This window comes from Microbacterium sp. CFBP 8801, assembly GCF_014839455.1.
Lineage (GTDB): Bacteria > Actinomycetota > Actinomycetes > Actinomycetales > Microbacteriaceae > Microbacterium.
In genome coordinates, this window is sequence record NZ_JACYNU010000002.1 from 1 (window position 1) to 20175 (window position 20175).

General features: G+C 70.7%; 15 protein-coding genes. 5 read left to right on the plus strand and 10 right to left on the minus strand.

Going from position 1 to position 20175, the window contains the following annotated elements; translation table 11 throughout:
• The 4 genes from IFR11_RS02970 to IFR11_RS02985 all read left to right on the plus strand — a co-directional run.
• Positions 1 to 551 (plus strand): ABC transporter permease (locus IFR11_RS02970; RefSeq protein ID WP_191915171.1); only part of this gene is annotated, 551 nt, incomplete at its 5' end.
• 42 nt (positions 552 to 593) lie between these two features.
• Positions 594 to 995 (plus strand): cytidine deaminase, encoded by a 402-nt coding sequence (locus tag IFR11_RS02975; RefSeq protein WP_055834370.1) that lies wholly within the window; start codon positions 594 to 596, stop codon positions 993 to 995.
• The gene (locus tag IFR11_RS02980; protein WP_191915172.1) at positions 992 to 2284 is read left to right on the plus strand and encodes a thymidine phosphorylase; all 1293 of its coding nucleotides are present in this window, start codon (positions 992 to 994) and stop codon (positions 2282 to 2284) included. Before IFR11_RS02975 ends, IFR11_RS02980 begins: the two co-directional genes overlap by 4 nt.
• 26 nt (positions 2285 to 2310) lie before the next feature.
• A complete protein-coding gene (locus IFR11_RS02985; protein ID WP_191915173.1) occupies positions 2311 to 3417 on the plus strand; it encodes an adenosine deaminase in 1107 nt (368 codons plus the stop codon).
• Here the strand turns inward: IFR11_RS02985 and IFR11_RS02990 are convergent.
• From IFR11_RS02990 to IFR11_RS03035, 10 genes are all read right to left on the minus strand, one after another.
• Positions 3392 to 4438 carry a class C sortase gene (locus IFR11_RS02990; protein ID WP_191915174.1) on the minus strand — a complete coding sequence of 349 codons (1047 nt, stop codon included), beginning with the start codon at positions 4436 to 4438 and terminating at the stop codon, positions 3392 to 3394. The genes IFR11_RS02985 and IFR11_RS02990 overlap by 26 nt on opposite strands.
• A gap of 13 nt (positions 4439 to 4451) precedes the next feature.
• Complete coding sequence (locus IFR11_RS02995) at positions 4452 to 6047, minus strand: SpaH/EbpB family LPXTG-anchored major pilin (protein ID WP_244630553.1); 1596 nt, start codon at positions 6045 to 6047, stop codon at positions 4452 to 4454.
• Entirely contained in the window at positions 6044 to 10423 is a 4380-nt protein-coding gene (locus tag IFR11_RS03000; protein ID WP_191915175.1) for a DUF7933 domain-containing protein, read from the minus strand. Before IFR11_RS03000 ends, IFR11_RS02995 begins: the two co-directional genes overlap by 4 nt.
• A gap of 370 nt (positions 10424 to 10793) precedes the next feature.
• Complete coding sequence (locus IFR11_RS03005) at positions 10794 to 11576, minus strand: alpha/beta hydrolase (RefSeq protein WP_191915176.1); 783 nt, start codon at positions 11574 to 11576, stop codon at positions 10794 to 10796.
• A gap of 42 nt (positions 11577 to 11618) precedes the next feature.
• A complete protein-coding gene (locus IFR11_RS03010) occupies positions 11619 to 12770 on the minus strand; it encodes a mannitol-1-phosphate 5-dehydrogenase (protein ID WP_191915177.1) in 1152 nt (383 codons plus the stop codon).
• Positions 12767 to 13207 (minus strand): PTS sugar transporter subunit IIA, encoded by a 441-nt coding sequence (locus IFR11_RS03015; RefSeq protein ID WP_055834388.1) that lies wholly within the window; start codon positions 13205 to 13207, stop codon positions 12767 to 12769. The genes IFR11_RS03010 and IFR11_RS03015 overlap by 4 nt, the downstream gene beginning before the upstream one ends.
• Before the next feature lie 694 nt (positions 13208 to 13901).
• Positions 13902 to 15488, minus strand: coding sequence for a PTS mannitol transporter subunit IICB (locus tag IFR11_RS03020; protein WP_191915377.1), 1587 nt, complete (start codon positions 15486 to 15488; stop codon positions 13902 to 13904).
• Between the two features lie 100 nt (positions 15489 to 15588).
• A complete protein-coding gene (gene ptsP / locus IFR11_RS03025; protein ID WP_191915178.1) occupies positions 15589 to 17286 on the minus strand; it encodes a phosphoenolpyruvate--protein phosphotransferase in 1698 nt (565 codons plus the stop codon).
• A 13-nt stretch (positions 17287 to 17299) separates the two neighbouring features.
• Positions 17300 to 17575: an HPr family phosphocarrier protein gene (locus IFR11_RS03030; protein ID WP_055834397.1), complete on the minus strand. Its 276-nt coding sequence runs from the start codon at positions 17573 to 17575 to the stop codon at positions 17300 to 17302.
• Positions 17576 to 17595: 20 nt separating this feature from the next.
• On the minus strand, positions 17596 to 17922 hold the full coding sequence (locus IFR11_RS03035) for a PTS sugar transporter subunit IIB (protein ID WP_191915179.1): 327 nt from the start codon (positions 17920 to 17922) through the stop codon (positions 17596 to 17598).
• Between the two features lie 122 nt (positions 17923 to 18044).
• Here IFR11_RS03035 and IFR11_RS03040 point away from each other — a divergent pair, with 122 nt between their 5' ends.
• Positions 18045 to 20018, plus strand: a complete 1974-nt coding sequence (locus tag IFR11_RS03040; protein ID WP_244630554.1) for a BglG family transcription antiterminator — start codon at positions 18045 to 18047, stop codon at positions 20016 to 20018.
• Positions 20019 to 20175: the final 157 nt, after the last annotated feature.

The following is a 20175-nucleotide window of genomic DNA, read 5'->3' on the forward strand; positions in this document are numbered from 1 at the left end:
TCCCGCGCTGGGAGATCCCGTTGCTGGGCGACATCCCGATCATCGGCCCGGTCCTGTTCAACCAGACGTTCATCGTCTACTTGATGTACGCCGTCGTCGCCGTTGTGGCGTGGGGCCTGTACCGTACGCGCTGGGGTCTGCGCCTGCGCGCGGTGGGCGAGCACCCGCAGGCCGCGGACACCGTGGGCATCAACGTCAACTCAAGTCGCTTCTGGAACGTCTCGCTCGCCGGCGCGATCGCCGGTATCGGCGGCGCATACTTCACGCTCGTCTCTGTAGGTCAATTCACCAAAGAGATGACGGCGGGCCTGGGCTTCATCGCCCTGGCCGCAGTGATCTTCGGCCGGTGGGACCCACTGCGCGCGACGCTTGCCGCGCTGCTGTTCGGTTTTGCGACCAACCTGCAGAACCTACTAACAGTGCTGCGCACACCCATTCCGAGCGAGTTCATGCTCATGCTGCCCTACGTCGTCACCATAATCGCGGTGGCCGGCTTCGCGGGTCAGATCCGCGGCCCCGCGGCCGCCGGCAAACCATATATCAAGGGCTGAACCCGCCCACTTCGCCTTCACGAGAGGACCCTGCACTCAACGATGACCGACATCGACTGGGATGAGTTGCGCTCCGCCGCGACCGACGCCATGCACCGCGCCTACGCGCCCTACTCCCGCTTCAAGGTGGGCGCCGCGGCGCTCGTCGCCGACGGCCGCATCGTCTCGGGATGCAACGTCGAGAACGCCTCGTACGGGGTGACGCTGTGCGCCGAGTGCGGGCTCGTCTCCGAACTGCACATGAGCGGTGGCGGCCAGCTCGTCGCGTTCGTGTGCGTCGACGGCGAGGGCCGCACGCTCATGCCGTGCGGTCGCTGCCGCCAGCTGCTGTTCGAGCACGCCATCCCCGGGATGCTGCTCGAGACCGTCAGCGGCATCCGCACGATCGACGAAGTGCTGCCCGACGCCTTCGGACCCCGCGAGCTCGAGGAGGCGGCACGATGACCACCGTTCACCCGCACGACGCGGTCGAAGTCATCCGCACCAAGCGCGACGGCGGCACGATCTCGGAGTCGGCCCTTCGCTGGCTCATCGAGCACTACACGAAGGGCTACGTCTCCGACGCGCAGATGGCCTCGTTCGCCATGGCCGTGCTGCTGCGGGGGATGGAACGCGACGAGATCCGCGTGATGACCGATGCCATGATCGCCTCGGGCGAGCGCATGGACTTCTCGTCGCTCGGCAAGCCGACGGTCGACAAGCACTCCACCGGCGGGGTCGGCGACAAGATCACGCTTCCGCTGGCGCCCCTCGTGGCCGCGTTCGGCGTCGCCGTGCCGCAGCTCTCGGGTCGCGGCCTCGGGCACACCGGCGGCACGCTCGACAAGCTCGAGTCGATCCCCGGCTGGCGCGCAGCGCTGTCGAACGACGAGATCATGGCGCAGCTCGCCGACGTCGGCGCGGTCATCTGCGCCGCGGGCACCGGGCTCGCCCCGGCCGACAAGAAGCTCTACGCCCTCCGCGACGTCACCGGAACGGTCGAGGCGATCCCGCTGATCGCGTCGAGCATCATGTCGAAGAAGATCGCCGAGGGCACCGACTCGCTCGTGCTCGACGTGAAGTTCGGCTCCGGCGCCTTCATGCAGGACCTCGACCGCGCACGCGAGCTGGCCCGCACCATGGTGGCCCTGGGCACCGATTCCGGCGTCAACACCACCGCGCTCCTCACCGACATGAACACCCCGCTCGGCCTCGCCATCGGCAACGCCAACGAGGTGCGCGAATCGGTCGAGGTGCTCGCCGGCGGCGGCCCCGCCGACGTCGTGGAGCTCACGGTCTCGCTCGCCTGCGAGATGCTGACGCTCGCCGGCCAGCCCGATGCCGACGTCGAGGCGGCGTTGAACGACGGCCGCGCGATGGACGTCTGGAAGCGCATGATCCGCGCGCAGGACGGCGATCCGGATGCCGCCCTGCCCACGCCGCGCGAGACCCACACGGTCGTCGCCGACCGCTCGGGCATCGTCACGCGCATCGAGGCGTTGCCGTTCGGAATCGGCGCCTGGCGCCTGGGCGCCGGTCGCGCCCGTGCCGAAGACGCGGTCGTGCACGCCGCGGGCATCGACCTGCACGTCGCCGTCGGCCAGCCGATCACGGCCGGTCAGCCCCTGTTCACGCTGTCGGCCGACGACGGGGCACGCTTCGAGCGGGCACTCGCCTCGGTCGATGGAGCGTGGGAGATCGGCGACACGGCGACGGCGGCATCCCCGCTCGTGCGCGAGCGCATCACCGCGTGATGGCATCCGACCGAAGGAGCAGCACCATGGCCACCGACGACGTCCGCATCGAGGGTGTGAAGGTGCAGAGCCTGCCCAAGGTGTCGCTGCACGATCACCTCGACGGGGGACTGCGCCCGCAGACCGTCCTCGAGCTGGCCGATGAGATCGACCTCGACCTCCCCGCCGACGACGCGAAGGGCCTCGAGGCCTGGTTCTCGGACCACATCGACGGCGGATCGCTCGAGGACTACCTCGAGAAGTTCTCGGCGACGGTCGGGGTGATGCAGACCCGCGAGGGTCTCGTGCGCACCGCGAAGGAGTTCGTCGAGGATCTCGCCGCCGACGGCGTCGTCTACGGCGAAGTGCGATGGGCGCCGGAACAGCACCTGACCCGCGGTCTCAGCCTCGACGACGTCGTGGATGCGGTGCAGGAGGGCATCGAAGCGGGGGAAGACGCCGCCGACGCCCGCGGACAGGACATCCGCGTGGGGCAGCTGCTCACGGCGCTGCGCCACAACGACAACTCCCGCGACATCGCCGAACTCGCCGTCTCGTGGCGCGGTCGTGGCGTCGTCGGCTTCGACATCGCCGGTCCGGAAGACGGCTTCCTGCCGTCGCGTCACCGCGCGGCGTTCGACTATCTGGCCGAGCAGTTCTTCCCCACCACGGTGCACGCCGGTGAGGGGGCGGGTCTGGCATCCATTCGTTCCGCACTCCTCGACGGACGCGCCCTGCGCCTCGGCCACGGTGTGCGCATCGCCAACGACCTCGACGTCGTCTCGCGCGAGGGCGAAGAGGTGCAGGTCACCTTCGGCGACCTGGCGCGCTGGGTGCGCGACCGCGAGATCACGCTCGAACTGTCGCCGACCTCGAACCTGCAGAGCGGCGCCGTGACGGCCTGGGGCGACACGATGGACGCCCACCCGTTCGACCTGCTGTACCAGCTCGACTTCTCGGTGACGGTGAATGTCGACAACCGCCTCATGAGCGCGACGACGCTCACCCGTGAGCTGGGGCTGCTGGCCCAGGCGTTCGACTACGACCTGGGTGACCTCGAGGCGTTCCAGCTCAACGCCGCCGCCGGCGCGTTCCTGCCGGTGGAGGAGCGCGAAGAGCTCATCGAGATCATCTCGGAGGGATTCCAGCCCTGACCCGACCTCGGGCGCGCGTCGATGCCGGCGTGCGCCCGTCGTCGTTCTCGGGCCCGTTCCGAGGCGCCCGCGGGGGACGACCGGCCCCCCACACGTACGCGGCGGCGGCGAGCACCGACCCCGCGAGCACGACGATCCACCACGGGAACGTGGGGATCTCGGGGCGGGTTCCTGCGCCGTCGAGGGCGCCCTGCGGGGTCGGGATGACACGTTCACCCGTGACGAGGATGCGGTGGCTGTTCACGCCCAGCGGGGTGCACGTCACGAGGGTGACGAGATCGCGCCCCACCACGGGGACCAGCGACTCGGTGTCTTCGGGTTCGACCACGAGGGTCTGCACGACGCGGTACACGAGCACCTCGCCGAACACCTCGATCGTGACGGTGTCGTCCACGGCGACCCGATCCAAGTGCGTGAACAGTTCCGCGGTGGCGAGCCCGCGATGCGCGGTGAGCACCGAATGGGTGGTCTCGCCGCCCACCGGCAGAGCGGTGCCCTCGAGGTGCCCCACGCCCTCGTAGAGGACCTGCTCGCTGGTGCCGTGGTACACCGGGAGGTCGACGTCGATCGAGGGGATCTTCACCCGTGCCATGAGCCCCGATTGATCGGAGCGAAGTTGCTCGGCGTAGTCGGTCTGCTGATCGGCGGAGTTCGCCAGCGGGAGCCGCTCGTTCGCGGCGATCTCGGCGCCGCCGTCGACGAGCCGCGTGTTGTACTCCCGTGCCGCGTCGAGTCGGTCGGCGAGCGTATCGGCGCCGAGGTCGCGGATCTGATCCGAGTAGCCGTCGATGATCTGCGATTGGGCGTACTGGGCGAACCAGCCGGCGACGGTGGGGTACATCAGCAGGCAGACGCCCGCGAGCGCCCCCACCGCCAGAAGCAGCGAGACGATCGAGAGCCGCCAGCGCGGGCGTCGGCGGTCACGTCGCGCGGGTGGAGGGGAGTCCCGCGCATCGGGGCTCCCCTCCGGCGAGGGAGACGAGGCCGCGGCGCCCGGCCGCTGCGTCGTCCCCCCGCTCACCGATCGACCGTCCTCAGGCCGGAGCCTGGGCCGCGCGGGCACGCCGGCGAGCGACGACCAACGCCGAGCCCACCATGACCGTCAGCAGGGCCGCCCCGCCGACGCCGAACCAGAGGCCGCCGTCGCCACCCGTGATGGGCAGGGCGAATGCGGGCACCTGGTTGTGGGCGAACTCGAGGTAGTTGCGCACGGGGGCGGTGGTCGAGGTCGGGCCGGGTACCACGGCGGTCAGGATACGGTCGGGCGACGGCAGCTGGTAGCCGGTGGGCGCCGTGATCTCGCGCACCCAGTAGTTGCCCGGTGTGATGATCGGGATGAGCACGTTGCCGTTGGCCAGGGTCAGCCAGTTCGTCTCGCCGTTGATCACGATCGGATTGGCGCCGTTGATGGCATCCTGCTCCGTGAGGAACACCTGGTACGTCGCGCCGGCGAGCGGGACGCGCGCGCCGTTCGAGGTCGTGTACGCCGACACCGTGAGTTGGCCGATCGGCGTGCTGCCGGTGACCGACTCGGTGCTGCCGTTGATGTTCGCCGTCGCGGTGTTGACGATGACGCCGCTGGCCGGGATGGAGGTGGCCCTGGTCAGCACGTTGAACGTCACGGTGCCGCCGGGGAGGCCGCCGAGGCGGGTGCGTCCGGCGGGCGTGAAGGTCACCGTGAGAGCACCGGCGGTGTTGGCGACGGTGTAATCGGTGGTCTCGGTGAAGCTCTGCGTGACGCCGGCGGCGTTGGTGACCACGACGTTCGACGGGGTGACCCCGGCGGGGACGGTGGCCGCCGTCAGGTAGGTCAGCTCGGACGGCAGGTTGTCGGTGAGCGTGAACACGTCGATGGCGTCACCGGCGGCGAGCGTCGGGATCGACGAGGCGACGGCCCAGCGGATCAGGTCGGGGTTGCGCTGCTCGACAGACCCGGCGGGTGCCGGAACGCGCGTCTTCGTCAGCTGCGTGACGGCGTTCTTGGGGTAGACGTGGACGTCGTAGATCCACTGGTTGGCCGGGGATCCGGCCGCGCCGGTCGGCGTGGGCAGCGTCACCAGGAAGGGGGCGGCCGGGTTGGTGGCGGTGGCCGGCAGTTGCGTCTCGGTGATGAGGTAGACGCCGATGGGCAGTCCGTCCGGGTACAGCGCGGGGTCGGGGGCGAACGTCGCGAGACCGGCGGTGTTCGACAACGACGAGACGAAGCTGACCGTGTTGGGGCGCTGAGCGGCCTGCGCCGGCGTCAGCGTGGCGGCCTGGGACCACCCCGCGGAGGTGGTCAGGTCGACGCCCGACACGAGGGTGGCGGTGAACTGCGCGCCGGAGAGGGGGTCGGCGGGCGGGTTCGCCAGCTCCTGACCCGTCGACGTCGGGTTCAGCGGCGTCGACGGCCCCAGCGCGTGCTTGTGCAGCGTCAGGGTGCGGGTGACGGTGGAGTCGATGTTGCCCGGGAGTGTCACGGCCGATGCCGGTGCGACGGCACCGACGACGGTGAGGGCTCCGAGCGCGAGGACGCTCAGAACGGCGCCTGCTCTCTTTCGGATGGACATGTGCGTGCCTTTCGGAAGGTGGTGAAGGGTGGGAATCGAGAAGTCGTGCAGTCGGCGGTGTCGCGCGACGGGAGAGGTCATAGCGGAAGGCTTCCTCCCTTGCGTCTGCGGTGGATCACGGCGCCCCCGACGGTCAGGGCGAGCAGGAGACCTCCGGAGAGGAGGAAGGTGTCGGCGCCGAGACCGCCCGTCATCGGCAGGGCGGGGCCGGTCACGGGCGCGTTGACGAACCGGTACACGGCGCTCTGTCCCGCGGCGGGCGCGGTGATGCTCCGGCTCGCCACCGTGGTCCAGGTCGCTCCGTCGAGGCGCTCGAGGCGCAGCGTCTGGTACGCCAGGCGGGTTCCCGCGACCGTCGGCGCCTCCGACAGCGTGTAGCCGTGGCCCGGGCGCACCTCGAAGGTGCTCGCGGCGTTCCCGCCGACGGCGTCGTACGCCGCACCCACGCGACTCTGCGTCGGCAGGGACGCCCCGGCCAGCACCGCGGGGGTCGCCGTCACCGTCCACGTGGCCGGGACGAAGCCGGTGCTGGGGGTGAGCACGTCCTTCAGCACCGTCAGGGTCGCCGTCGCGTTGGTGACCGTGCAGGTGACCGCGGCTCCCGTTCGCAGAGTGACGTCGCCGGCCGTCGACACCGCGACGACGGTTCCCGTCGATTCGATGCAACGCCAGGCCCCCACCTGCAGATAGGTGGCGGTGGTTCCGGCTTCCGAGAGGCGGTACGCGCGGCCGGGGCTGACGGGCACGTTCGTCGTGGCGGCCGTTCCGGTGCGTCCGGTGGGGCCGGGCAGCGAACCGGTCGATGCGGCGGCGGTGAGCGTCCAGTCCGTCGCCGCGGCCGCGCCGAACGACACGGACTTCACCAGGGTGAGAGAGGTGACCGGCTGCGTGATGAGCGTGCACGCGACGATCGCGGACGGAGCGACGTTGGGCAGGGTGCCGCTGACCACGCCGCCCGCGGTGGTGAACGTGACGGCGACCGCCGTGCCGTTGACGGTGCACGCTCCGCTGACGAAAGTGAACCGGGTCTGCAACACCTCGGAGATTGTCAGCGTGGCGCGGGACGCCGCCGAGCCGAAGAGGACACTCCACACGGCGTTGCCGGAGGGATCCGAGTTCTGGCGCGGTGCTTCGCTGGGGAGCGCGGTGGCGGTTCCTGCGGTGGCCGCGGCCGCGGTGCCCAGGCTCCACCCGGCGACCGGGGTGGTCTGCCCCGTGGCCGGATCGAGCACGCGTGCGGTGAGAGTCACCGTCGCGACGGGGCTGGGGGAGTTGAAGAACGTGCACACGACGCTCGCGCCGAAGCGCTCGGGCATGGTGACGTCGGCGCTCGCGGAGCTCGCGCTCGTGATCCGGATGCCGTCGCTCCAGCACTCCACGCGGATGGTATACGCCCCGATCGTCGAGGTCGAGCCCGCCGCCATGGTCTCGGAGACCGTCAGGGTCGTGCCCACCTGCACGGGGAACGGGCCGACCTGGGCCGATTGACGCCCGGCGGCGGCGCCCGTGGTGACGGCCGTGCCCACCGCGCCGCTGGCGTCGGACAGCGAGAGCTGGAACTGATCGGCGGCCGCGGCGCGTCCGACGACGTTCTTCTGCACGGTGACGCTCCCGGGACCGGTGCAGCTGGCCAGGTCGCTGGCGGCGATGTCGAGGCGCGGCGACCCGGCGATGCGCGTCCACGACGTGGGGTCGAACTCGTAGGCGCTGGTGCTGCTGGCGAGGTAGACGGTGCCGCGCGGCGAGAAGGCGAGTCCCGTGACGCTGCCGAAGGCCGGTGCCGGGGTGGGGTCGATGCCGACGAGCGCGCGGGTGTTGGAGGTGTTCACGGCGAGCGTGCCGCCGCTGGCCGCGGCCAGGGTCTCGGTCGTGACGGTGAAGATGGCCGCGCTGCTGGCGTTGTTGACGGTCGCCGCGCCCAGCACGTAGAGGTTGCCGCGGGAGTCGAAGGCCATGTCTCCGTTGCCGTTGGGGGCGGAGCCCGCCGAGAAGGAGCCGAGGTAGGCGAACCTCGACGCGGTCGGCGCCGACTCGGTGAAGCTCCAGAGGTGGAACGCGCCGTTGGTGAACTTGCCGAAGAGGTACCGGCCGGTGGAGAGGTCGACGGCGCCGGTGACGATGCTGCCGGCGACGGCGGTGCCCCCGGGCCCGGCGGTCGTATACGCGGTGCCCGCGAGGGTTTCGAAGCCTCCGCTCGGCGTCCACTTGAGGATCGACAGCACGTTCGCGCCGTCGGTGGAGCGGTTCAGGGCGTACGCGGTGGTTCCGCCCGCGGAGATGCCGAGCGAGTTCGCGGCCGCGACGTTCGGCCAGGTGCCGACGGTCGTCTGGCCTCCGCCGACGATGTCGCCCTGCACGAGTGCGCCCGTGACGGTCAGGCCGTAGAACAACCCGCTGTCGCAGGCCAGGCGCGTCTGCTGCAGGGTGTTCGTGAAGGTGCAGACGATCTCGGCGCCCGCGTCATCCGGCATCCTGAAGGTCCCCGAGCGGGACGTGCCGGTGGCCACGACCGTGCCGTCGCGGGTGCAGTCGTACGAGGCGGCGTAGCCGAGTCCCGTTCCCGAGGTGGGCGATTCACTGATCGTGTAGGTGCCGCCGGGGTTCACGATCAGGCGCGAGATCTGCGCCGACTGCACGCCGGAGCTGTTGCCGGTCGTCGTCGTCGTGGCCAGTGTGGCCGCGGAGGTGCGGATCGAGAGGGTGAACTGATCGGTCGAGGCGCCGCGCGCGGGCAGGTTCTTGCGCAGGGTGAGGCGAGTGGCGGGGGTGACGGCGAGCGTCGTCGCCTCGGTGGCGATGAGCGGGGTGACGACGTTGCCGGGGCCGTTCGTGTACGTGCCCTCGACGGATGCCACGACGTTCACCGTGATCGTGCACGAGGTGTTCGCGCTTCCCGCGGGGAGGTCGCCGCCGACGGCGGCGATGCTCGAGCCCCCGGCGAGGGCGGTGACGACGAAGGCCGTACCGGTGACCTGCGTGCACGTGCCGCCGATCGCCGGTGTCGGGGCGACGGTGAGTCCGGCGGGAAGGGTGTTGGTGAACGACCAGTCGTTCTTCGCCGCGCCCTCGGAGGTGTTGGTGACGGTGTAGGTGAGCGTCGAGGTCGAGCCGACGGCGACGCTGGCGGGCGAGAACGACAGGTCGAGACGGGGGGTGGCGTCGAGCACGCGCAGGTTGTCGATGCCGAAGGCGCTGCCGGCGCCGGTCGTCGTGTTCGTCAGGCGCACCTGGGCGGCGGAGATCTGCGCGGGCGTGAGCAGCGCCGCCGCCGTGCCCGTGTAGGTCGTGGCGCGGGCGGAGGTGCTGATGGTGGGATCGAGGATGCCGCCGATCGAGCCGCCCGGGGCGAGCACGGGCGTCGAGGTGTAGAACACGGGGCCGGTCGCCGCGCACGGGTTCACGGCGGTGGGGAAAGCATTGAGCAGCGTCGTCGTTCCCGAGAAGAGTCCCGCCGACAGCGCGGGCGTGTTCGCCGAGCACACGGCGGCGGCGGCGTCGAACCGCACGGTGTAGTAGCGGGATGCGGTCGCGCTCACGCCGATGCCGGCGGTGCTCTGGGCGAGCGTCGTGCCCCCGGCGACGGTGGTGTAGGGGAGGGCCACCACGGCGTGGTTGCCGCGGGTCGCGTCGGTGGAGCCGCTGGCCGGGGTTCCGGCGGCGGTCGATCCGGCGACGCCCGCGCCGAGCTGGCCGAGGACGTCGGCCAGGCGACGGACTTCGCGGGCGGAGAGCGACGAGTTCGAGACGATGCCCTGGTTGGGGCAGACCTGCGCGTTCGGGTAGGGGGCGGCGTACGCCAGCACCACGCCGGTGCAGGTGGAGCCACTCGCCCAGCCGGTCGAGGCGGTGAAGCGACCGGTGGCGTAGCCGGTGATGGAGGTGAGCGTGGTCGGAGTCAGGCCCTGTTCGAAGCTCTCGGTCCACACCGTGGCGGGTGCCTCGGGGACCCCCGCCGCGAGGGCGTCGATGCGTGCGCTCGGCGGAGCGCGCTCCAGGGGCATGCCGGTGTCGGCGCCGTCGCTCCCCTCGGGGCCGGGGGTCGAGTCGGCGTCGCCGGGCGGGTCGGCCTCGTCGCCGGGTGAGGATTCGGCGGGCGGGTCGGGAGTTTCGCCGCCGTCCGGGGAGGGCGTCGACGGGACGTCGACGGTGTCGTCGTCGTCGTAGGGGTCCGGTGAGGGAAGGGGGCGGTCGGCGCCGGGCGTGGGGGCTGCGATCGTCGCCGACGCGCTCGGGCTCGCCGCGGGCGACGGCGTGCGGGGGGCGTCGCTCGGGCTCGGCATCGGTGATGGGGCGACGGTCGACTCACTCGGGTTGCCCGTGGGGGACGGCGGAAGGGGGAGCGCGCTCGCCGGAGCGACACCCGACCCCACCAGCACCGCCATGACCGCCAGCGTCGCCGCCGCGGAAGCGACGAGCGCGCGCGGGCGGCGCGCGCCGGGGGGACGCGAGTGATGCATGGGCCTCTTGCGCGACGCTCAGCGCCGCGGGGTCGCGAATCACCGACCGGGGGGTCGCGGCGATCCGGGGGGGACGGGACGATCGGGGTCTCGTCCGCCTCATCTGCCTCGCGAGGACCCGTACGACCGATGCTACGAATCCGCTGAGCGGTCGGGAACAGACCGACTACGGGGTTACTACCGAGGCGACTACGGGGGTCGGTGAGGGGACGCGTCACCCGGCTGAGCCCGTGCGCGAGACGTCTTGCGCACGGGCTCAGCTCACGACGGGGTGATCGCGGGCCGGGGCACCGGACCGCCGCCCCGCCGAGGTCGGCCGTCGTCGCCCCGCGGGCCGCGCCCGTCCTGCGCCGGGCAGCGCGAGGTCAGCTCAGGGCCGAGGAAGGAAGCCGGCCAGCTGCTCGGCGATCACCCGGTCGACGTCGGCGGGATCAGCCGTGGGCGTGCCATCGCCCGGCTGGGGGCCGTACGCGCCGAACGAGGCGTGCGATGCGCCGGGGATCTCGACGAACGTGGCGTTCGCGGGGAGCTCCTTCTCGGCATCCGCGATCTTCTGCGGGGTGCTCAGACCGTCTTCCGATCCCGAGAGGCTGAGGACGGGGAGTCCGGATGCCGTGAGATCGTTCGCGCAGTACGAGGCGAAGAGCACGAGTGCGTCGGCGTCGGGTGCCAGCTGACAGGCGCGGACACCGCCGAGGGAATGGCCGCCGACCGCCCAGGTCGACACCCCCGGGGCGAGGTCGGTGAAGGTCGACAGCGGCCGCGGGTCGAAGAACGCGAGGTTCAGCCACGGCCGGGTGATGACGACGGTGATGCCGTCGTCGACGACGGTGTCGGCGAACGTGGCGATGTATCCCTCGGCCTCGACCTTGGCGCCCGGGATGAAGACCAGCCCCTGGCCCGTGCCGCCGGCGGTGGGCGAGAGCACGATCCCCGCGCCGTCGTCGGTGATCGTCAGCGCGGGGTCCGCCTCGGCCTCGGCGAGGGGGCCGGGCTCGGCGCCCATGACGCCGACCTGGGTGTAGATCAGGATCCCGGCGATCAGCAGCACCACGAGAGCACCGATGCCGCCGAGGATCCAGCGCAGAACACGACGACGCCGGCGGGGCGCTCGGGGCGCTCCGCCGGCGTCGGACGGGGTGGTGTCGGTCACCTCACGAGCGTAACGCTGCGTGTCGTGAGGAGACCGGGGTTGTCACGCAGCCAGGGCTGCCTGCCGTGCGGCGACGATCTCGACGATCCGAGCGTGCAGCGGGTGCTCGGGAGTGAGCCCCGTCACCTCTGCCGTGAAGGCCTCGGCGTCGAGCTCGCGCAGCAGACGCTGCAGGTCGACGGCCTGGGTGTCCTCGGTATCCGAGAAGTCGAGGGCGGCGGCCATGGCCGCGACCAGCGCGTCGACCGGGAGACCCCGCTCGATCGCCTCGGCGGCGGGCCCGACGAAGCGCTCGTGCCGCGAGAGCTTGCGCAGCGGCTGGCGACCCACCCGCCAGACGGTGTCGGGAAGCGCCGTGTTGCGGAAGCGGCGCAGGATCGTCGCGCGGTACTCGCCCTGCACGTCGGGGTCGAGCTCGTGCTTCTGGACCAGCAGGGCGCTGGTCTCTTCCAGCGCGGCCTCGACCCGGGCCGAGATCGCGGGGTCCGCCAGCGCGTCGGAGATGCGGTCGATGCCGGCGCGCGCGCCGAAGTACGCCGTCGTGGCGTGGCCCGTGTTCACCGTGAAGAGCTTGCGCTCGATGTAGGGCTCGAGGTCGTCGACGAAGTGCGCACCGGGGATGTGCGGAGGGGTGTCGCCGAAGGGCCTGCGCTCGATCGCCCACTCGTAGAACGGCTCGACGGTGACGTCGACACCGCCCTGCGCCTGGGCGGGAACGATGCGGTCGACCGCCGTGTTGGCGAACACCGCGCGGGCGGCCAGGGCGTCCCACGACTCGCCGGCCAGCTCGACGATGTGCTCGCGCAGCTGGTCGGTCGCGCCGATCGCGTTCTCGCACGCCATGATCTGCAGCGGGGCGAGCGAGGGGTCGCGCAGCGCGAGCCCCGCGACGATGTGCGGAGCCACGAACTTCAGGATGGTGGGACCGACGGCGGTGGTGACCACGTCGGCCGTGGCGATCTCGTCGACGAGGGACTCGGCATCCACCGAGCTGTCGATGGCACGGAAACCGGTGACCGTCTTGTCGACGCCGCCGTCTCCCACCTCGTGGACGGTGTACGACGAGGCGTCGTTGATGGCCGCGACCAGAGCCGCCGAGACGTCGGAGAAGACGAGCTCGTAGCCGCCCTCGTGCAGCAGCAGTCCGACGAAGCCGCGACCGATGTTGCCCGCGCCGAAGTGGACGGCCTTCATGCGTTGACGGACCCGGACAGGGCCTGGAAGAGCTCCTCGGGCGAGGAGGCCGCCTTCAGACGCGCGACGTCGTCGTCCTCGGAGAAGAGGATGGCGATCTGCGACAGGATCTCGAGGTGCTCGTCGCCCTTGCCGGCGATGCCGATGACGAAGCTGACGGGCTCTCCGCCCCAGTCGACGCCGCCGTCGTAGCGCACGACCGACAGGCCGGACTCGAGGATGGCCTGCTTGGTCTCGTTGGTGCCGTGGGGGATGGCGAGCTCGTTGCCCATGTAGGTCGAGACGGTCTCTTCGCGCTGCTGCATGGCGGCGAAGTACTCGCCCGTGACCGAGCCCGTGGCCTGCAGCAGGTCGGCCGCCTCTTTCATCGCCTCCTCGCGGGTGGCGCTCCCGGGGTGGATGCGGACGGATTCGATGCGGAGGACGTCGTGTGACATGGTTCTCGCCTTTCTCGTCGTGCTGTCCAGCCTCGCAAAGATCGGGCCGGACGGGAAGGCGGAGGGGCCGGCGCATGTGCTCCGGCCCCTCCGTGATACGGGTGGTCCTTTATGGGCCACCTGTTTGGTTAGTGCGAACTAGCAGGCTAGACGGAAGGAGTAGGTCCGAGTTCCCGCTAGGTTTCCCGGGAGCTTGATCCAGCGCCCCGAGGATCCCCCGCTAGCGAAGGGCTGCCATGCGTTACCCGTGTAGGCGGTCCATCCCCAGGTCTGGAGTTGGCAGCCGCCGTTCGCCCACACGAGATCGGTGTCGGCCCAACCGTACTTCGAAGCACTGTTCTGCCCCTGGCTCAGCGCGCCTGTCGTGCCGCCACAGGTGGTGCTCGACGACGCACTTTTGCAAACCGTGATCGTCCGTGAGCCGCTGTTCGTCACGCTAGCTCTGCCAGTGTCAGCCAGTGCAGGCTGAGCCACCAGCAGCGTCGCCGCTGCCGCAGCGAGCAGCGCAACGCCCGTCATCTTCAGCTTTCTTGCCATGAGAACCCCCTCATTGTCACGTGATATGTACGTTCAGGTTTGCCCATGACGGTGAGGGAGCCAACTCAATTCACGGGTTGAGCGTGCAGGATTCACCCGCTCGTGGGTTTAGAAGCCGCCTCCTCTCCCCGTGAGGTACGGAGGCGGCTCCGAGCCGTTACTCCCTTTGCGTACGGACCATCTCTACGACCTCGTCGTACTTCGGCGAGTTCATGAAGTTGTCGACCGAGACGTGGAGCGAGTCGGGCGACTGCGCCTTCGCGCGGTCGGTGAGCTGGTTCTGCGTGATGACCAGATCGGCCGAGCCGTCGAGGTTCGCGATCGCCTGGTTGGTGACCGTGATGCCGTCGATGCCCGCCTTCTTGATCTTGTTGCGCAGGACGCTCGCGCCCATCGCCGACGAGCCCATACCGGCGTCGCAGGCGAACACGATGTTGTGTAGCGGCTTCGTGGCCACAGCGCCGCCCGCCAGTCCGCTGAGGCTGCCCTCGACATCGCGGTCAGCGGCCCCCACGGTCCCGCCGGTGACACCCGCGTTGCTGTTGGCGCGAAGCCCGTCGAGGGCGGCGGAGTTCTTCCCCTTGTTTGCGGAGGTTCGGGACACGGCGGCAGCGAATTCGTCACCGCTGGCGGCAAGATCTCGCTTTCGCGAAGCCCGCAGGATGATGGCGGCGACGATGAACGTGACAGCCGCGGCGATCACGACGGACAAGGTCACGGCGAAGTAGCTGTTGTTCGCGACCTGCGCCTCCACGGCCAGGATGCTTCCGGGTGCAGCAGGTCCGCGCAGCACGCCGCCGAGGAGCATATTGGTCGTCACGCCGCTCATCCCTCCCGCGATCAGGGCGAGGATGAGGGTCGGCTTCATCAGCGCGTAGGGAAAGTACACCTCGTGGATGCCGCCGAAGAACTGAATGATGGCTGCGCCGGGGGCGGACGCCTTGGCGGCACCGATTCCGAAGAAGGTGAAGGCAAGGAGCAGGCCGAGGCCGGGGCCGGGGTTCGCTTCGAGCAGGAACAGGATGGAGCCCCCTGTGGCGCTATCCGACGCCTGTTGGATGCCGAGTGGCGTCAGCACCCCGTGGTTGATGGCGTTGTTGAGGAAGAAGACCTTCGCCGGTTCGATGAGGATGCTCGTCAGCGGCAGGAGGCCGGTCTCGACGAGCCAATTCACCGCGGTGCTCAGCAGTTCCATGAGCCCGTTGATCAGGAAGGCCAGCGGGTAGAAGCCGACGATGGCCATCACGAAGCCCCAGATGCCGGCCGAGAACATGTTGACGAGCATCTCGAAGCCGGCCTTGACCTTGCCGTCCCACAGTCGGTCGAGCTGCTTCATCGTCCAGGCGGCGAGCGGAGCCATGATCATCGCACCGATGAACATGTTGATCTCGCCCAACTGGTTGTCCGCGGGCAGCGTGGCGTTTACCTGGGCGATGAGGTAGTCGGATCCAGCCATGACGCCGAAGGTGGCGATCGCGCCGACCACGCCGCCGCGTACGGCGTACACCAGGTGGCCGCCGAGGTAGGCGATCAGGATGGGGAGCAGGTAGTGAATGAACGGGCCGACGATGGTCGCCAACTGGGCGTTCGGGATCCAGCCTTTCTCGATGAAGAACGCTGTGAAGATTCCCCAGGCGATAAGTGCGGGGATGAGGGGCATGATCATGCCGGAGAGGAACGTGCCGAATCGCTGTACCGCGACCCGTGCCCCTCCCGGCTTCTTGGTGGGTGACGTCGTCGTCATTGCTGTGTCTCCTTGGTGTGGTGCGCAGCGGGGGCCACGCAGTGGGGAAGCGGCTGGTGCCGCCGGTGTTCGAGGAAGCGACCGGGGTCGCTTCACGTGGTCAGGACAAGGCGGGAGCCGCTTCCCTGGCTGCCGAGACGGCTTGGGCCGCCTCTCGGGCGGAGGCCGCGTCATCGGCGGCGAGGGCGGCCTCGGCGATGCGGAGCGCATCGTCGAGAGTGTGGGTGAGCAGGGTGGCGCGCACGTCGGCGAGGGCGGTGGGGGCCATCGACAGCGTGGTGGCGCCGAGACCGACGAGCACGACGGCGAGCAGCGGGTCGGCCGCGGCCTCGCCGCAGATGCCCACGGGCTTGTCGTAGGTGCGTCCGGCGGCGCCGACCTCGCGGATGAGGCGCAAGACGGCCGGATGCCACGGGTCCTGGAACGACGCGACCGAGCCGAGCAGCCGGTCGGCGGCGAGGGTGTACTGCGTCAGGTCGTTGGTGCCGATCGAGGCGAAGTCGGCGATCTGCAGGATGCGGTCGGCCAGCAGCGCCGAGGAGGGGACCTCGACCATGACGCCGGTGGTCTTCAGGCCGTAGTCCTTGGCGAGCGCGGTGAAGTACCGGGTCTCTTCGACCGTCGACACCATGGGGGCCATGACCCACAGGTCGGCGGGGCCCGCCTCGGTCTTGCGGGTCGCGGCATCCGCTTCGGCCAGGGCCGTGAGCTGCTCGCGCAGGATGTCCTCGCTCGCGCGCAGGGCGCGCAGGCCCCGAAGGCCCAGCGCCGGGTTCTCTTCGTGGGCGTCGTTGAGGAAGGGCAGGGGCTTGTCGGCGCCGGCGTCGAGCACGCGCACGACGACCTTCTTGCCGGGGAACGCCCCGAGCAGCTCGGTGTACGCGGCGCGCTGCTCCTCGACGGTGGGGGCGGAGCTGGAGCTCAGGAAGAGGAACTCGGTGCGGAACAGGCCCACGCCCTCGGCGCCCAGCTCGACGGCTTCGGCGGCTCCGCCGGGCTTTCCGAGGTTGGCCAGCAGGGGCACCTTGGTGCCGTCGGCGAGCGCGCCGTCGGTGATGGGGGCGGATGCCGCGGCGGCACGGGAGGCTGCGCGGGTGAGCGCGCGCGCCTTCTCGTCGTCGGTCGGGTCGAGGGTCACGACAGCGGCGGCGGCGTCGACGATCACGGACTGGCCGTCGACGAGGTCTTTGGCGCCGGCCGCGCCGACGACGGCGACGATCGACTTCTCACGGGCGAGGATCGCCGTGTGCGAGGTGGGCCCGCCCTCGGTGGTGACCAGGGCCAGCACCTTGTCGAGGTCGAGCAGCGCGGTGTCGGCGGGGGCGAGGTCCTTGGCGACGAGCACGAACGGGTGGCCGGGGTCGGGGATGCCGGGGGCGGCGACGCCGCGGAGGCGGGCGATGACCCGCTGGGCGACGTCGTCGAGGTCGGCGGCGCGCTCGCCGAGGTAGCCGCCGAGGGCGACGAGCTGCTCACGGAACGAGGCGAAAGCGTCGTGCACGGCGAACTCGCCGGTCTTGCCGGTCGCGAGACGGCTGTCGACCTCGGCCTCGAGGGTGGGGTCTTCGGCGATCATCGCCTGGGCTTCGAGCACGTCGCGGGCGGCGCCGCCGGCCTGTGCTCCTCGGGCTTCGAGCTCGCGGGCGACAGCCGCGATGGCCTCGCGCACGCGGGTGGTCTCGGCCTCGACCGACTGCGCGCTCTTCTCGTCCTTCGGGGCGGGCAGGGGCTCGGCCATGCGCGCCACGGGTCCCTGGGCGACGCCCAGTCCGATTCCGACTCCACGGAGTTCCGTCATGGTGCTGTTTCCTTTACTCGGTGTCGTGGTCGGTGGTCAGCAGTTCGCTGAGGCGGTCGATGACGGCCTCGGCGCTGTCGCCGTCGGCGGTGAGCGTGACGTAGTCGCCGTACTCGAGACCCAGCGCGATGATGCCGAGGATGCTGGCGGCGTTGACCGCGGCGCCCGCGTCCTTGGCGATCGTCACGGGGATGCCGGAGTCCTTCGCGGCCTGGGCGAAGAGCTTCGCGGGGCGCGCGTGCAGCCCGTGCGTCGATCCGATGCGGACGGTGCGGGTGAGGTGGGGCATGGGGATCCTTTCCGTCGGTCTCAGATCGTGTCCGCGCCCGGGCGGGCGCGCAGGGCCTCTTCGACAAGCGCGAGCGTGCGGATGCCGCTGCGGTCGGTGAAGACGTCGTCGGGGAGCAGGGCGACCAGGACGTCCCGTGCGGCGGCGTCCTGCCGGATGCGCTCCAGGTCTGCGGCCAGGTGGGGTCCGACGAGCACGATGTCGGCCTGATCGAGGTCGATCGGCAACGAGTGGACGGTTCCCGCCGAGGCGGAGTAGGCGAGGCCCTTGTCTTGCGCAGCATGACGAACGCGTTGCGCGACGAACGTGCTCGACGCACCCGCTCCGCACACCACGAGGATCCTCATCGACCGGCCTTTCTTCCTCTCGATTGTCCGCACCGCGCTCCCAGCAGACAACCAGGTTCGTTTCCCACCCCCCGGAACATGGATGCCGCCCACCCGCGCCGGGGCAGGGAGTGCGTGGTTGGATGGAGGGAGCGCTGCCACACTCGGTGCGGCGCGGAGGACGGATCGTGACGACGAAAGCTCGCCAAGACCGCCTGCTGGCCCTGTTGCTGCGGGACGGGGAATGGTCGACCGCCGCGTCCTTGGCCGATGCGTTGGGCGTCACCCCGCGCAGCGTCCGGTCGTACGTGACGGCCGTCAACGCGCGCGTGGCGGGAGGCGCCGCCATCGAATCGGGCCCGCTCGGGTACCGCGCGGGAGCCGATGCGGCCGCCGCGCTGCGGGCCATCTCGGGATCGGATGCCGGAACCCCCCGCGACCGCCTCCACACCCTCGTGCGGCGCCTGCTCGACTCCGCCGACGGCATCGACGTCTACTCGACGGCCGACGCGCTGCACGTGAGCGCCGCGACCCTCGAAGCCGATCTGTCGCGCGTGCGCGGCCTGCTCGGCGGCACCGAACTGACCCTGGAGCGCTCGGCATCCACCGCCCGCCTCCGCGGGACCGAAGTCGCCCAGCGCCGACTGCTCTCGAAGCTCGCGCACGACGAGATGGATGCCGGGCACTTCGACCTCGACGCCCTGCGGCGCACGCTCGGGGAGCGTTCGGTGGGCGCACGCGCCTTCGGACCCTTCAAGGCCGAGCTGGTGTCGGAACTCGGATCCCTCGGGTACTACGTCAACGAGATCGGCATCGGCGACGTCGTCATGCACATCGCCATCGCCGCCGACCGCACCACCCGCGACCGCGCGCTGGGATCTCCCGGCGGCGATTCGTCGGACGCCGCCGCCGCCGTGGCGGCGCTGCTCGACCGGTTGACGCTCAAGCACATCGGCGTGCAACTGGGCTCCGGCGACCTGCGCCATCTCGCGACCCTCGTGCTCACGCGCATCGTCGCCCCCGGCTCGCCGGCCGTCGACGACGTGCGCTCGCGCCTCGACCCCGCGGTGGAGGTGGCCGTGCGGCGGGTCGTCGAGAACGCGGCATCCGAGTTCCTCGTCGACATCGCGCACGACGACTTCATCCTGCGCCTCGCGCTGCACGTGCAGAACCTGCTGCACCGCTCGCGCGAGCAGGCCTGGTCGCGCAACCCCCTGACCCGTTCGCTGAAGTCGACGTACCCGATGATCTTCGAGGTCGCCGTCTACATCGCCAAGGGACTGCAGGACGGCCTCGGCATTCCGATCCTCGACGACGAGATCGCCTACATCGCGATGCACGTGGGTGGGCGCCTCGAGCGCAGCCGTCGCGCCGACCAACTGCTGACGGCGACGATCGTGTGCCCCGGGTACTACGAGCTGCACGAGCTGCTGCGGTCCAGCGTCGACCGCTCGCTCGGTCAGGCCATCGAGGTCGTCGGTGTCGAGACGCGCATCGACCCGGCCTGGGACGCGATCGACACCGACCTGGTGCTCACCACGATCGACCCGCCGCGCCCCGGTGACCGCTTCGTGCGGATCCAGCCCTTCCTCACCGACGCCGACGTCGAGCGCGTGCAGGCCGCCGCCGGTCGCATCCGCCGCGGGCGTCGCCTGGCGCGGCTGCGCGCCGAGCTCGAGCGGTACTTCGCGCCCGGGGCGTTCGTGCGGGGCCTGGATGCCACCGACGGCGAGGCCGGCGTCATCCGGCGCCTCGGCGGGCTGCTGGTGGAGCAGGGGGTGATCGACGACGCCTATGTCGTGCGCGCCGTGGAGCGCGAGGCGATCTCGTCGACCGCGTTCACCGACGCCCTCGCCGTGCCGCACGCGATGGGCATGACCGCGACGCAGACGCGCATCGCGATCGGCATCGCCGACCCCTCGATCACCTGGGGAGAGGGCCGCGTGCAGGTCGTGGCCTTGGTGGCGTTCAGCGAGACCGACCGCGAGGCGTTCCAGACGGTGTTCGAGCAGTTCGTCGAGGTCTTCAGCGAGCGCGACAGTGTGCAGCGGATCGTACGCAAGGCGACGAGCTTCCCCGCGTTCCTCGACGAGCTGGTCGCGGTGATCGACGGCTGACACATCGGCCCCTTCGGCCGCGCCGTGCCGTGCCGCCGTGCCGTGCGGCGCCGTGTCGTGCGGTGCCGTGCCGTGCCGCGCGGTGTCGTGCAGTGCCGCGCCGCCGTGCCGTGCCGCGCGGTGTCGTGCAGTGCCGTGCCGCCGTGCCGTGCCGCGC

Excerpts from the sequence above, each read along its gene's own strand:
- IFR11_RS02975 (WP_055834370.1), top strand. The coding sequence starts at position 594 with ATGACCGACATCGACTGGGATGAGTTGCGCTCCGCCGCGACCGACGCC.
- IFR11_RS02980 (WP_191915172.1), top strand. The coding sequence starts at position 992 with ATGACCACCGTTCACCCGCACGACGCGGTCGAAGTCATCCGCACCAAG.
- IFR11_RS02985 (WP_191915173.1), top strand. The coding sequence starts at position 2,311 with ATGGCCACCGACGACGTCCGCATCGAGGGTGTGAAGGTGCAGAGCCTG.
- IFR11_RS02995 (WP_244630553.1), bottom strand. The coding sequence starts at position 6,047 with ATGACCTCTCCCGTCGCGCGACACCGCCGACTGCACGACTTCTCGATT.
- IFR11_RS03000 (WP_191915175.1), bottom strand. The coding sequence starts at position 10,423 with ATGCATCACTCGCGTCCCCCCGGCGCGCGCCGCCCGCGCGCGCTCGTC.
- IFR11_RS03010 (WP_191915177.1), bottom strand. The coding sequence starts at position 12,770 with ATGAAGGCCGTCCACTTCGGCGCGGGCAACATCGGTCGCGGCTTCGTC.
- IFR11_RS03015 (WP_055834388.1), bottom strand. The coding sequence starts at position 13,207 with ATGTCACACGACGTCCTCCGCATCGAATCCGTCCGCATCCACCCCGGG.
- IFR11_RS03020 (WP_191915377.1), bottom strand. The coding sequence starts at position 15,488 with ATGACGACGACGTCACCCACCAAGAAGCCGGGAGGGGCACGGGTCGCG.
- ptsP (WP_191915178.1), bottom strand. The coding sequence starts at position 17,286 with ATGACGGAACTCCGTGGAGTCGGAATCGGACTGGGCGTCGCCCAGGGA.
- IFR11_RS03030 (WP_055834397.1), bottom strand. The coding sequence starts at position 17,575 with ATGCCCCACCTCACCCGCACCGTCCGCATCGGATCGACGCACGGGCTG.
- IFR11_RS03035 (WP_191915179.1), bottom strand. The coding sequence starts at position 17,922 with ATGAGGATCCTCGTGGTGTGCGGAGCGGGTGCGTCGAGCACGTTCGTC.
- IFR11_RS03040 (WP_244630554.1), top strand. The coding sequence starts at position 18,045 with ATGGAGGGAGCGCTGCCACACTCGGTGCGGCGCGGAGGACGGATCGTG.